The following is a 13,458-nucleotide window of genomic DNA, read 5'->3' as shown; positions in this document are numbered from 1 at the left end:
GGCCGGCTCAGAAGGCCGCGGTCGCCGGCCGCGACGTCCGCCGCGACGGCAGCATGACCCGCATCGTGCAGCCGGCGTCGCTGTCCGCGACCTCGACCGTCCCGCCGTGCAGCGTCACCGCCCAGCGCACGATCGACAGCCCGAGGCCGGTCCCGCCGGTGGAGATCTGCCCGGTGATGGCGGGGGTGTTGCCGCGCGCGAACCGCTCGAACACCCGCTGCCGCTGGTCGGCCGCGATGCCCGGCCCCTGGTCGACGACGTCGAGCCGGACCCAGCCGCCGGCGCGGTGCGCCTCCAGCCGGACCGGCGCGCCGCGCGGCGAGTGCCGGACGGCGTTCTGCACGAGGTTCGCGACCACCTGGTGCAGCCGCTCGCGGTCCGCCGGGAGGGTGAGGTCGGGCGGGTCGACGACCACCGGGAACGTCAGGTCCTTCGACGCCCCGACCAGCCGCCCCTCCTGCGCGGCCTCCTCGAGGAACTGCTGCACGGGCACGTCGGTCACCTGCAGGTCGACGGCGCCGGCCTCCAGCCGGGACAGGTCGAGCAGCGTCGCGACCAGCCGGCTGAGCCGCTGCGTCTGCGCGAGCGCGGCGCGCATCGCCTCCGGGTCCGGGTCCTCGACGCCGTCGACGATGTTCTCGAGCTGCGCCTGCAGGGCGGTCACCGGGGTGCGCAGCTCGTGCGACACGTTCGCGACCATCTCCCGGCGCAGCGAGTCCGCCTGCTCCAGGTCGTCCGCCATGCGGTTGAAGGCCGTCGCGAGCTCGCCGACCTCGTCCCGGCTGGTCGCGCGCACCCGGCGGCTGTAGTCGCCGGCCGCCATGGCCCGCGCCGCGGAGGTCATCTCCCGCAGCGGGGAGGTCATGCCGCGCGCGAGCAGCTGGGTCATCACCAGCGCGAGCACGATGACGATGGGGAACGTCCGGGACGGGCCCAGCGCGTTGTTCAACCCGATCCAGGTGAGCAGCGACGCGACGAACACCGCGGCCGCCACGAGGACGCCGAGCTTGATCTTGATGGACCGCAGCCGGTCGAGCGGCCGCACGTCGGGCAGGCGGGGCCGCTGGTGCCGGGGAGGGGTCGGCACCGTCACGCCGAGCCGCCTCCGGGGGTCGACGCGCCCGGGCCGGCGGCCGGCTCCAGGGCGTAGCCCACGCCGTGCACGGTGCGGATCAGGTCGGCGCCCAGCTTCCTGCGCAGGGCCTTCACATGCGAGTCGACGGTGCGGGTCCCGGACGCGTCCACCCAGTCCCAGACCTCGGCCAGCAGGCGCTCGCGGGTGAGCACGGTGCGCGGGCTCGCGGCGAGGGCGAGCAGCAGGTCGAACTCGGTGGGCGTGAGGTGCACCTCCTCGCCGCCGCGGTGCACGCGGCGCTGCGCCCGGTCGATGACGACGTCGCCGACCGCGACCGGCGGCTCGGCGGCCTCGGAGCCGGCGGCGGCGAGCTCGGCGGCCAGGGCGGCGCGCTGCTGGCGGCGCAGCAGGGCCTTCACCCGCGCCACGAGCTCCCGCATCGAGAACGGCTTGGTCATGTAGTCGTCGGCGCCGACGCCGAGGCCGATGAGCATGTCGGTCTCGTCGTCGCGCGCCGTCAGCATGAGGACGGGCACCGGGCGGTCCGCCTGGATCCGGCGGCACACCTCAAGTCCGTCGATGCCGGGCAGCATCACGTCGAGCACCACGACGTCGGGCGCGAGCCGCGCGGCGGCGTCGACCGCCTGCAGGCCGTCGCCGACCGTCTCGACCTGCCAGCCCTCGGCGGACAGCCGGCGCGCGACGGCCGTGGCGATGGCCGGCTCGTCCTCGACCACCAGGACCGACGTGGACGCGGCGCCGGGGGCGCCCGCGGGGGTTCCGGCACCAGCACCGGGGCGGGATGCGAAGGTCATCCCGCCAGCGTAGAGCGCCGGTGTGGAGGTTTCGTATGATTGCGCCACCATGAGCAGCTCAAGTCGCTGCCGGCGTCCCGCCCGGGCCGACGCGCCCGGGGGAGACCATGCCGGCCCTTCCTGCCTCCTGACCCACCTCGCACGCGTCCCGGCTCCGCCGCGCCCGCGCGCCGTCGGTGGTGACCCGTGCTGACCGACTGGCTGCTCGTCGCCCTCGGCGTCGTGCTCACCGCCGGCACCGCGGTGTTCGTCGCGAGCGAGTTCTCCCTGGTCACGCTCGACCCGGGCGTCGTGGAGGGCCAGACCCGGCCCGACGACCGGCGCGGGCAGAGCGTGCTCAAGGCGCTGCGGAGGCTGTCCACGGAGCTGTCCGGCGCCCAGGTCGGCATCACCGTGACCACGGTGCTGCTCGGCTACACCACCCAGCCCGCGGTCAACGCGCTGCTGGCCGAGCCGCTGCGCGGGTCGTTCCTCGGCCCGGCGATCGGCGGCGCGGTCGCGCTCGTCGTCACCCTGGTCCTCGTCAACGGGTTCTCCATGCTGTTCGGCGAGCTCGTGCCGAAGAACTTCGCGATCAGCCGCCCGCTCGGCACGGCCCGGTGGGTGGCGCCGCTGCAGGCCGGGTTCACCTCGGCGCTGCGCCCGCTCATCACGCTGTTCAACTCGAGCGCCAACGCGCTGCTGCGCCGCATGGGCGTCGAGCCGCGCGAGGAGCTGTCCGGCGGGCGCTCGCCGCAGGAGCTCGCCGCGCTGGTGAAGCGGTCCGCGCAGCAGGGCACCCTCGACGAGTCGACGGCGACCCTGCTGACCAACTCCATCGAGTTCACCGACCTCACGGCCGTCGACGTGATGACCGACCGGCAGCGCGTCGTCACGCTGCGCCGCGCGGACACCGCCGCCGACGTGGTGCGGCTGTCCCGCGAGACCGGGCACTCGCGGTTCCCGGTGATCGGCGACGACTCCGACGACATCGTCGGCCTGGTGCACCTGCGCCGCGCGATCGGCGTGCCGTACGAGCGGCGCCACGAGGTGCCCGCGGCCGCCCTGATGATCGACGCGCCCCGGGTGCCGGAGACGGTGCACCTGGGCCCGCTGCTGGTCGAGCTGCGCGAGCACGGCATGCAGATGGCGGTCGTCGTCGACGAGTACGGCGGCACGTCGGGCGTCGTGACGCTCGAGGACGTCGTCGAGGAGCTGGTCGGCGACGTGGCGGACGAGCACGACCGCCGGCGCACCGCGGCCTCCCGGCGGGCTGACGGCGCCTGGGTGGTGTCCGGCCTGCTGCGCCCCGACGAGCTCACCGAGACCACCGGGCTCGTCGTCCCCGAGGACGGCCCGTACGAGACGCTGGGCGGCCTGGTCATGGCCGCGCTGGGCCGCGTGCCCGAGGCGGGCGACGAGGTGGTGGCCGGCGACGTCGTGCTCCGCGTCGACACCATGGCCCGCCGCCGGGTCGAGCGCGTGGTGGTGCAGCCCGCCCGGGCCGCCGCCGACGCCGAGGGGGGCGCGCGATGAGCCCCGGGGTGGCCCTGGCGCTCGCGGTCGCGCTGCTGGCCGGGAACGCGTTCTTCGTCGCGGCCGAGTTCGCGATCATCTCCGCGCGCCGCTCCGCGATCGAGCCGCTGGCCGCGGCCGGCGACCGGCGCGCGACCACGGTGCTCTGGGCGATGGAGCACGTGTCGCTCATGCTCGCCTGCGCCCAGCTCGGCGTGACGGTCTGCTCCACCAGCCTCGGCCTGGTGGCGGAGCCGGCGATCGCGCACCTGATCGAGGATCCGCTGCACGCGGTCGGCGTCAGCACGAGCCTCGCGCACCCGATCGCGTTCGTGGTGGCGCTGCTGGTCGTCGTCTACCTGCACGTCGTGCTCGGCGAGATGGTGCCGAAGAACCTGGCCGTGTCCGGCCCGGACCGGGCGGTGCTGGTCTTCGGCCCGCCGCTGGTGTGGCTCGGGCGGATCGTGCGGCCGGTCATCGCGGCGCTGAACTGGATCGCGAACCACGTGCTGCGGCTGTTCCGGGTCGACCCGCGCGACGAGGTCGCGTCGGCGTTCACCGCCCAGGAGGTGCAGTCGATCGTCGAGCAGTCGCAGGCGGAGGGCCTGCTGGACGACGAGCAGGGTCTGCTGTCCGGCGCGCTGCAGTTCTCCGACCGCACCGCCGCCGACGTGATGGTCCCGGTCGCCGACCTCGTCACGGTGCCGGTCGACGCGACCCCGGACGAGGTGGAGCGGCTGGTCGCCCGGACCGGGTACAGCCGGTTCCCGGTGCTCGGCCGGGACGGGGGCCCCACGGGGTACCTGCACGTCAAGGACGTCCTGTACGCGGACGACGGCTCCCGCCGGCTCCCGGTGCCGACCTGGCGGGTGCGCGCGCTCGCCGTGGTCGCGCCGGGCGACGAGGTGGAGGAGGCGCTGGCCGCCATGCAGCGGTCCGGCGTGCACCTCGCCCGCGTGGAGGACGGCGGCCGGGCCGTGGGGGTCGTCTTCCTGGAGGACATCCTCGAGGAGCTCGTCGGGGAGGTCCGGGACGCGATGCAGCGGGGCGCCTTCCGGCACCGCGCGGGCGCCTGAGCGGTCGGTACGGGGCCGATCGTGGGACCTTCGTCACACGACCGGGTGGTCCCGGTGGGTGAACCAGGGCGACACGCCGATGATCCGTCAGCTACCCCCCGGTCAGGGGGTTGGAACGGGCCCCCCGGTGCCGTTATGGTTTCGTGATCGTCCACCCGGATCCCCCCGGCGGTCGCGCTCCCAGCGCCCCCGCCCTTCCCGGGTGGCGCCCCTCGTCCGTCGGCGGCTCGTCGCCGCCTGCCCGTGAGCTCGGAGGTCCCGTGGCGTCGCACCGCGTGCAGCCCGCCGACGCCGGCGCCCCCACCCGCCGCCAGCTCCGCGAGGCGGGCCGCACGCGACCCGCCGCCGCCGCGCCCGCCGCCCCGTCCGCCGACGCCGCCCCGGTGGCGGTCGTCGCCGACCACCGGCGGCGCACCAGCCCGCTGGCCCGGTGGGGCACCCGCGCCGGCGTGCTCGTCACGCTCGCGGCCGTCACCGTGGCGATCCCTCTGTCCCAGGGCGCGGCCCGCAGCGAGGACGGCTTCACCGACGCCGAGGCCGACGCGACGCTGCCCAGCACGGTCGAGGCGCTGACCTCCTCCGCGACCTCGGTGCTGCCGCCCGCCTCCCTCGTGTCGAGCGACGCGACCGCGCTGCGCGCGCAGGTGGACGTCAGCCGCAGCCAGGACCGCGAGATCCTGCCGGGCTGCGACGGCGAGGCCAACCCGGCCAGCGCGAACGGGCAGGTCCCGCAGTCCGACCTCTGCTACCTCTGGGACGGCAAGACGCAGCTGCGCGCGGACGCCGCCGAGGCGCTCGCCGAGCTCAACGCCATGTGGGTCACCCGGTGGGGCACCGACCTGTGCCTGTCCAGCGGCTACCGGACCCTCGCCGAGCAGCGGGCGGTCAAGGCCGCCAAGGGCTCGCTCGCCGCGCCCGCCGGCCGCAGCAACCACGGGTGGGGCCTCGCGGTCGACCTGTGCACCTCGCAGACCACGGGCGCGCAGTGGGAGTGGCTCAACGACAACGCCCCCGTGTTCGGCTGGGAGAACCCGGACTGGGCGCAGCCCGGCGGCTCCGGCCCGTACGAGCGCTGGCACTGGGAGTACACCAAGGGCGTCATGGCCGACGGCGAGTACTACGGCTGACGCCCCCGCACGCACGACGCGGAACGGCCCCGCCTCCCCAGGGAGGCGGGGCCGTTCTCGCGTGCGGGGCTCGCCCCCTGCGCCGAGATAGGGCCTCCGCGTCGAGATAGGACCGTCCCCGGTCCTGTCTCGGGCGGACGGCCCTATCTCGGCGCCCGGGCGGTGAACGCCGGTCAGACCAGGGTCATGCCCCAGGTGACCTCGTGCGTGGCGCCCGGCTCGAGGCGCACCAGGCGCTCGCCGGTGCGGAACGCGTCCGCGATGCAGCTCATCGGCTCGGCGGCGACGCCGCGGCGGGCGATCTTCGGGATGCCGTTGCCCGTGCACACCTGCCAGGTGTCCATCGACTCGTCCATCCACATCGCCGCGCCGTGGCCGTCGGGGGAGCCCAGCACGATCCAGGACAGCCCGTCGCCGTCGCGGGTCACGTCGACGAACGCGTCGTCCAGCGCCACGCCGGCCAGCGGCTGCGGGGTGGTGCGGTCCTCGGCGCCGGACAGCGGGCGGGTGCCGGTCGGGAGCAGGCGGTCGTCCACCGTCACCTGCGACGTGGCGTCGACCCGCAGCGTGCAGTCGTCCACGGCGGCGTCGCCGGGGGACAGCCACGGGTGGAAGCCGATGCCGTACGGCGCGGCGGTCGCGTCGAGGTTGGTCGCGGCGACGTGCACGCGCAGCCCGGCGTCGGACAGCGCGTACGTGACGTCGACGCGCAGCGACCACGGGTAGCCCGGCGTCGGGACCAGGTCGTGGCGCAGCGTGACGGAGGTGTCGCCGTCGGGGCCGGACTCCGAGGCGACCTTCGCGTACCGGACCTGGGCCACCAGGCCGTGCAGGGCGGTCATGCGGTCGGGCTCGGTGACGGCGACCTGGTAGTCGGTGCCGTCCCAGGTGTACTGGCCGTCCCGCAGCCGGTTGGGCCACGGGGCGAGGACGGCGCCGGAGAAGGCGGGCGCGAGGTCGGACTCGTCGAACGGCAGCACGACGTCGCGGCCGCCGACGCTGTAGGCGCGGACGCTGGCCCCGACCTCGGTGATCACGGCGCGGTGGGCGCCGTGGACGAGGGCGTGCTGCTGTCCGGAGGGTGCGGGCGTGTTCCCGCTCACACCGTAGCGGCCGGGGGTCCCGGGTCGGGCGAACGGCTCCGGTGCCCCCGCACCGCCCGGCAGCCGGTAGCCTGGACCGTCGTGGCAGCCACCGACTTCCCCGCCGAGATCCGCGACCTGCGCAGCACCCTGCAGTCGATCCAGGCGGTGTCCGACCCCACGGCCCTCCGGGCGAAGATCGCCGACCTCTCCGAGCAGGCGTCCGCCCCCGACCTGTGGGACGACCCCGAGTCCGCCCAGAAGGTGACCAGCGCGCTGAGCGCCGCGCAGTCCGAGCTGGACCGCGTCGACAGGCTCGGCGCGCGGATCGACGACCTGGAGACCCTCGTCGAGATGGCGACGGAGGACGGCGGCGACGCCGAGACCCTCGCCGAGGCGGAGGGGGAGCTGGTCGGGATCCGCAAGGACCTGGGCGAGCTCGAGGTCCGGACCCTCCTGAACGGCGAGTACGACCAGCGCGAGGCGGTCGTGACGATCCGCGCGGGCGCCGGCGGCGTCGACGCGGCGGACTTCGCCGAGATGCTCATGCGGATGTACCTGCGCTGGGCCGAGCGGCACGGCTACCCGACGACGGTGCTCGACACCTCGTACGCGGAGGAGGCCGGCCTGAAGTCGGCGACGTTCGAGGTGAAGGCGCCGTACGCGTTCGGGCACCTGTCCGTCGAGGCCGGCACGCACCGCCTGGTGCGCATCTCGCCGTTCGACAACCAGGGCCGCCGGCAGACGTCGTTCGCGGCGGTCGAGGTCATCCCGCTGATCGAGCAGAGCGACGACAACATCGAGATCCCCGAGTCGGAGATCAAGGTCGACGTGTTCCGCTCGTCCGGCCCCGGCGGCCAGTCGGTCAACACGACCGACTCCGCGGTGCGCATGACGCACATCCCGACCGGCATCGTCGTGTCGATGCAGAACGAGAAGTCGCAGATCCAGAACCGCGCCGCCGCGCTGCGCGTGCTCCAGTCGCGCCTGCTCCTGGTCCGCAAGGCCGAGGAGGACGCGAAGAAGAAGGAGCTCGCGGGCGACATCAAGGCGTCCTGGGGCGACCAGATGCGGTCCTACGTGCTGCACCCGTACCAGATGGTCAAGGACCTGCGCACCGAGCACGAGGTGGGCAACACGTCCGCGGTGTTCGACGGCGACATCGACGGGTTCATCGAGTCCGGCATCCGCTGGCGCCGTCAGGCGTCCGTCGACGCCTGACGGACCCCGCGCGCACGGTCCGAGGGCGACGCACCCCACCGGGTGCGGCGCCCTCGGCGCGTCCGGACCCCGGGACGCCCGCGCCACATCCTGGTCACAGGTCGGGACCAGGTTCGGCGGAACCCCTTGTCGCCGCGGGTCGGCGGTTCTATGTTGTGGCTCGCAACATTCTCTGCGCCACGGGCACAGGAGGTGTGCTCCCGGACGCGGACCGACGCGAGGGGGACCGATGCGACGAGGCATGTTCCTGGCGACGGCGGCCGTTGCGGCCACCGGACTGCTGCTGGCCGGGTGCGCCGGCAGCGACGACGACAGCGGTGGCGGCGGTGGCGGGACCACCTCGGCGTCGACCGCGAAGGTGGGCGTCATCCTGCCCGACACCAAGTCCTCCGCACGCTGGGAGACCGCGGACCGCAAGTACCTGGAGCAGGCCTTCGAGGACGCGGGCGTGGACTACGACATCCAGAACGCGCAGGGCGACAAGACCCAGTTCCAGACGATCGCCGACCAGATGATCACCAGCGGCGTGAACGTGCTGATGATCGTCAACCTCGACTCCGGCTCCGGCAAGGCGGTGCTCGACAAGGCGAAGGCCCAGGGCATCGCCACGATCGACTACGACCGGCTCACCCTCGGCGGCGGCGCCGACTTCTACGTGTCGTTCGACAACGTCGAGGTCGGGAGGCTGCAGGGGCAGGGGCTCGAGAAGTGCCTGACCGACGCCGGCAAGACGACTGCGAACATCGCGTTCCTCAACGGCTCGCCGACGGACAACAACGCCACGCTCTTCAACCAGGGCGCGGTCGAGGCCCTCCAGGCGAAGACCGACGGCGGCGACTACACGGTCGTCGCCGACCAGGCCGTGCCCGACTGGGACAACCAGCAGGCCGGCACGATCTTCGAGCAGATGTACACCGAGACCGGCGGGAAGATCGACGGCGTCCTCGCCGCCAACGACGGCCTGGGCAACGCCGCGATCGCCATCCTCAAGAAGAACGGCGTGAACGGCACCGTGCCCGTCACCGGGCAGGACGCCACCGACCAGGGGCTGCAGAACATCCTGGCCGGCGACCAGTGCATGACGGTCTACAAGGCCGTGAAGAAGGAGGCGGACGCCGCCGCCGCCCTGGCCGTCGCCCTGGCGACCGGCGGGGACACGGCGGACCTGGCCACCGGCACGGTCACGGACACCGAGACGGACCAGGAGGTCGACTCGGTCCTGCTGAAGCCCGAGGCGATCTACTTCGACAACGTCAAGGACGTCATCGCCGACGGCTACACGACCAAGGAGAACGTGTGCACCGAGGCGCTCGCCGACGCGTGCGCCTCCGCGGGCATCTCCTGACCCCGACCCCGGACGGCCGGCCCCGCGCGGGGCCGGCCGTCCGGCACCCCCCCCACAGCCCCCGGCACCCCAGCGACGACGCGAGGTGGACGATGACCGACGTCCTGGCCGAGACCCCGGCCGATCCCGACCTGTCCCCGCCGCCGACCCTCGAGGTGCGCGGCGGCCACAAGAACTTCGGCGCCGTGCACGCCCTGCGGGGCGTCGACCTGGTGGCGCTCCCCGGCGAGGTCACCGCGCTGGTCGGCGACAACGGCGCCGGCAAGTCGACGCTGATCAAGTGCGTCGCCGGCATCTTCCCGTTCGACGCGGGGGAGGTGCGGTTCCAGGGCCGCCCCGCGCACATCGCCGACCCCGCGGCGGCGAACGAGCTCGGGATCGAGGTCGTCTACCAGGACCTCGCGCTGTGCGACAACCTCGACATCGTCCACAACATGTTCCTCGGCCGGGAGCTGAAGAAGGGCATCCGGCTCGACGAGGACGCGATGGAGACCCGGGCCGCCGAGGTCCTGGCGTCCCTGTCGGTGCGGACGGTGCGGTCGATCCGGCAGCACGTCGCGAGCCTGTCCGGCGGGCAGCGGCAGACCGTGGCGATCGCGCGCGCCGTGCTGTGGAACTCGACGCTCGTCATCCTCGACGAGCCGACGGCCGCGCTCGGGGTCGCGCAGACCGAGCAGGTGCTGCATCTGGTCCGGCGGCTCGCGGACGCGGGCCTCGCGGTGGTGCTGGTCAGCCACAACATGAACGACGTGTTCGCGGTCGCCGACGCGATCTGCGTCCTCTACCTCGGGCAGACGGCGGCGCAGGTGCGCACCGCGCAGACCAGCCGGGCCCAGGTCATCGAGCTCATCACCAGCGGGACGGCCGGCGACCGCGCCCCGGCCGCCGCGCCGCCGCCGCCTCCGTCGCGCGCCGCCGACGGCCGGCCCGGACCCGACGGGAGCGTGCAGCCGTGACCACCCCGACCCTGACCCCGCCCTCGACGCCGTCCTCGCCCCTGACCGGCGCGGTCGAGCAGCCGACGTTCGCCGAGGCGCTGAACGCCTACGTCCGCAAGGTCCGGGGCGGCGACATGGGCTCGCTCCCGGCGGTCCTCGCGCTCGCCGTGCTGGTGGCGGCGTTCACCGTCGCGAAGCCGGACACGTTCCCGTCCGCGCTCAACCTGGCCAACCTGTTCCAGCAGGGCGCGGTCGTCATGACGATCGGCATGGGCCTGGTGTTCGTGCTGCTGCTCGGCGCGATCGACCTGTCCGCCGGGTTCGCGTCGGGCGTCTGCGGCGCGGTGCTGGCCACGACGCTCACCGACATGCACTGGCCCTGGTACGCCGCGCTGGCTGCGGCGCTGGCGACCGGAGCGGTGATCGGCCTGCTCATCGGCCTGCTGGTGGCGCGGGTCGGCATCCCGTCGTTCGTCGCGACGCTGGCGGCGTTCCTGGCGTTCCAGGGCATCGTGCTGCTCATCATCGGCTCGGGCGGCAACGTGTCGATCACCGACCCGGTGATCCTGGCGATCCAGAACAAGAACGTGCCGCCGCTGGTCGGCTGGGCGATCGCCGTGCTCGCCGTCGCCGCGTACGCCGTGCAGTCGCTGGGCACCTGGCGGCACCGCCGCGCCCGGGGGCTGGTCACCCCGCCGCTGGGCCTGGTAGCGACGAAGGTGGTCGTGGTCGCGGTGGTGGTGCTCGCGCTGGTGGCGGTGCTGAACCAGGAGCGCAGCCTCAACCCCGCGCGCACGTCGATCCAGGGCGTGCCGATCGTCGTCCCGATCCTCGCGGTGCTGGCGCTGCTGCTGGGCTTCCTGCTCACCCGGACCGCGTTCGGCCGGCACGTGTACGCGGTGGGCGGCAACGCCGAGGCCACCCGGCGCGCGGGCATCCCGGTCGCCGTGGTCCGCCAGCTCTGCTTCCTCATCTGCTCGACGATGGCGGGCGTCGCGGGCGTGTTCGCGGCGTCCCGGGCGACGTCGGTCGACCCGAACGCCGGCGGCTCCAACGTGCTGCTGTACGCGGTCGGCGCGGCGGTCATCGGCGGCACGTCGCTGTTCGGCGGGAAGGGCCGGATCGTCGACGCCCTGATCGGCGGCGCCGTGATCGCCGTCATCGACAACGGGATGGGCCTGCTCGGCTACTCTGCGGGCGTCAAGTACGTGGTGACGGGCGGCGTGCTCGCGCTGGCGGCGGCCGTGGACGCCCTGTCCCGCCGCCGGGCGCGCGCGACCGGCCGCGTCTGAGGACGGCGACGACGAGGAGGGCGGCCCGTGCGGCTCGGTGCTGGCCCGCCGGTGCGGCGCGCGGACGCCTCGGGCCCGGACGAGGTGCGCCGGGCCAACCTGTCGGCGGTGCTGCGCCAGCTGCACGTGGGCGGGGCCGCCACCCGGTCGGACATCGTCGCGGCGACGGGGTTCAACCGCTCGACGGTCGGGGCGCTCACCTCCGAGCTGGCTCGGGTCGGCCTGGTCCGGGAGCGGCCGGGCGTCGTGCGGGGCAAGGGCCGGCCGTCGCTGGTGGTCGAGCCGGTCAGCACCAGCGCGCACGTCCTCGCGCTCGACGTCACGCAGTCCAGCGTCGGCGCGGCGGCGGTCGGGCTCGGCGGGTTCCTGCTCCAGGTGCGCCGGCGGCTGCACCGCACCGACCCGTCCGACGTCGCGGGCGTCGTGGCGCTGGTGGCCGGGCTCGCGGCGGAGATGCAGGCGCGCGCGGCGCCGGGGTCGGTCTGCCTGGGCGTCGTCGTGTCGGTCCCGGGCAGCGTGCGGCAGCCGGACGGCCTGGTGCGGCGCGCGCCGTCGCTGCGCTGGCTCGACGTGCCGTTCGCCGACCTGCTCCGGTCCGCGACCGGCGGCACGCTGCCCGTGACGGTCGGCAACGACGGGGACCTGGGCGTGGTGGCGGAGCACCTGCGCGGCGCCGGCCGCGGGTTCCGGGACGTGCTGTACGTGCGCGGCGAGGCCGGCGTGGGCGGCGGCGTGGTCGTCGACGGCGAGCTGCTCAAGGGCGTCGGCGGGTACGCCGGGGAGGTCGGGCACATCGTCGTGCGCCCGGGCGGCCGGCCGTGCGCGTGCGGCGCCCGCGGCTGCTGGGAGGCCGAGATCGGCGACGCCGCGATCATCCGCGCCGCGGGCCGGGACCCGCGCGAGTCCGACATCGAGGACGTGCTGGCGGACGTGGCGGTCGGCAACCGGCGCGCGGTGGCGGGGGTGCGGCGGACGGGGGAGTGGGTCGGGACCGGGCTCGCCACGCTGGTGAACCTGTTCAACCCGGCGGTGGTGGTGCTCGGCGGGACCCTCGGCGCCCTGTACCCGACGATGGAGCCCGCGCTGGAGTCGACCTACGCCCGGGCGCTGGGCCCGATCCGGGAGCAGGCCGTGCTGGTGCGGTCCGGGCTCGGGTCGGACGCGCAGCTCGTCGGGGCGGCGGAGGTCGCGTTCGCGGACGTCCTGGAGGACCCGGTCGGCACGGTCGAGGCGCTGCGGGCGGGCGCGGCCCTCGTCCCGCGCCCGCGCGGCGGCGAGCCGGCGGCGGACCCGGCCTGACCGGGCCGCCCGACCCCGTGCGGCCGGGAGAACCGGACGATCTACGCGATCCGGGCGGCGCGGTCGTTCTCACAGGCGGCGACCGGCGTGTCACGGACGGGTCACGACGGGCCGCTGCCTACGCTCGACGCGGCCAGGTCCCGCACCACCCTCCGCACGCCCTCAGTCCCCGACCGGCTGGCCGCAGAACCCCGTGATCAGATTCGAGAACGTCACCAAGGTCTACGCGCGCGGCGCGCGCCCCGCGCTCGACCACATCAGCCTCGAGGTCGAGCGCGGCGAGTTCGTGTTCCTCGTCGGCGCGTCGGGCTCCGGGAAGTCGACCTTCCTGCGCCTCGCGCTGCGCGAGGAGCGGCCCTCGGCGGGCAAGGTCTTCGTCGCGGGCAAGGACCTCACGACCCTGTCGTCGTGGAAGGTCCCGCACCTGCGCCGCCAGATCGGCGCGGTGTTCCAGGACTTCCGGCTGCTCAACAACAAGTCGGTGTTCGAGAACGTCGCGTTCGCGCTCCAGGTGATCGGCAAGCCGCGGCACCACATCCTCACCACGGTGCCGGACGTGCTCGAGATGGTCGGCCTGGCCGGCAAGGAGAAGCGCCGCCCGCACGAGCTGTCCGGCGGCGAGCAGCAGCGCGTGGCCATCGCCCGCGCGTTCGTGAACCGGCCGGCGATCCTGCTGGCCGACGAGCCCACCGGC

The 13,458-nt window shown here is 74.5% G+C and carries 12 protein-coding genes; 9 read left to right on the top strand and 3 right to left on the bottom strand.

What is annotated here, in order from left to right:
- Positions 1 to 7: 7 nt before the first annotated feature.
- Together VER05_RS15295 and VER05_RS15290 are read right to left on the bottom strand one after the other, a co-directional pair.
- Positions 8 to 1,087: a sensor histidine kinase gene (locus VER05_RS15295; protein WP_414647637.1), complete on the bottom strand. Its 1,080-nt coding sequence runs from the start codon at positions 1,085 to 1,087 to the stop codon at positions 8 to 10.
- 2 nt (positions 1,088 to 1,089) lie between these two features.
- A complete protein-coding gene (locus VER05_RS15290; RefSeq protein ID WP_324846194.1) occupies positions 1,090 to 1,890 on the bottom strand; it encodes a response regulator transcription factor in 801 nt (266 codons plus the stop codon).
- Positions 1,891 to 2,076: 186 nt separating this feature from the next.
- Between VER05_RS15290 and VER05_RS15285 the strand changes: the two genes are divergently transcribed.
- The 3 genes from VER05_RS15285 (at position 2,077) to VER05_RS15275 (ending at position 5,587) form a co-directional block, all read left to right on the top strand.
- Entirely contained in the window at positions 2,077 to 3,405 is a 1,329-nt protein-coding gene (locus VER05_RS15285) for a hemolysin family protein (RefSeq protein ID WP_324846193.1), read from the top strand.
- The gene (locus VER05_RS15280; protein WP_324846191.1) at positions 3,402 to 4,460 is read left to right on the top strand and encodes a hemolysin family protein; all 1,059 of its coding nucleotides are present in this window, start codon (positions 3,402 to 3,404) and stop codon (positions 4,458 to 4,460) included. The genes VER05_RS15285 and VER05_RS15280 overlap by 4 nt, the downstream gene beginning before the upstream one ends.
- Positions 4,461 to 4,720: 260 nt before the next feature.
- A complete protein-coding gene (locus tag VER05_RS15275; RefSeq protein ID WP_324846190.1) occupies positions 4,721 to 5,587 on the top strand; it encodes a M15 family metallopeptidase in 867 nt (288 codons plus the stop codon).
- Positions 5,588 to 5,760: 173 nt separating this feature from the next.
- Here the strand turns inward: VER05_RS15275 and VER05_RS15270 are convergent, their stop codons facing one another.
- On the bottom strand, positions 5,761 to 6,690 hold the full coding sequence (locus VER05_RS15270; RefSeq protein WP_324846188.1) for an aldose 1-epimerase family protein: 930 nt from the start codon (positions 6,688 to 6,690) through the stop codon (positions 5,761 to 5,763).
- Between the two features lie 81 nt (positions 6,691 to 6,771).
- On the opposite strand from VER05_RS15270, the gene prfB reads away from it, so the two are divergent.
- From prfB to VER05_RS15240, 6 genes are all read left to right on the top strand, one after another.
- Positions 6,772 to 7,890, top strand: a complete 1,119-nt coding sequence (gene prfB / locus VER05_RS15265; protein WP_324846187.1) for a peptide chain release factor 2 — start codon at positions 6,772 to 6,774, stop codon at positions 7,888 to 7,890.
- 229 nt (positions 7,891 to 8,119) lie between these two features.
- Complete coding sequence (locus tag VER05_RS15260; protein ID WP_324846186.1) at positions 8,120 to 9,235, top strand: sugar ABC transporter substrate-binding protein; 1,116 nt, start codon at positions 8,120 to 8,122, stop codon at positions 9,233 to 9,235.
- 92 nt (positions 9,236 to 9,327) lie between these two features.
- Complete coding sequence (locus VER05_RS15255; protein WP_324846185.1) at positions 9,328 to 10,191, top strand: ATP-binding cassette domain-containing protein; 864 nt, start codon at positions 9,328 to 9,330, stop codon at positions 10,189 to 10,191.
- Positions 10,188 to 11,465, top strand: coding sequence for a sugar ABC transporter permease (locus VER05_RS15250; RefSeq protein WP_324846184.1), 1,278 nt, complete (start codon positions 10,188 to 10,190; stop codon positions 11,463 to 11,465). The genes VER05_RS15255 and VER05_RS15250 overlap by 4 nt, the downstream gene beginning before the upstream one ends.
- Positions 11,466 to 11,492: 27 nt before the next feature.
- Complete coding sequence (locus VER05_RS15245) at positions 11,493 to 12,764, top strand: ROK family protein (protein WP_324846183.1); 1,272 nt, start codon at positions 11,493 to 11,495, stop codon at positions 12,762 to 12,764.
- A gap of 193 nt (positions 12,765 to 12,957) precedes the next feature.
- Positions 12,958 to 13,458, top strand: a 501-nt coding sequence (locus VER05_RS15240; RefSeq protein ID WP_324846182.1) for a cell division ATP-binding protein FtsE, incomplete at its 3' end; no start/stop codon positions are given.

The sequence above is a fragment of the Cellulomonas sp. genome, assembly GCF_035634735.1.
Classification (GTDB): domain Bacteria; phylum Actinomycetota; class Actinomycetes; order Actinomycetales; family Cellulomonadaceae; genus Cellulomonas.
Note: the sequence above shows the minus strand (reverse complement) of the source record. Positions and strands in the feature narration are given on the sequence as shown.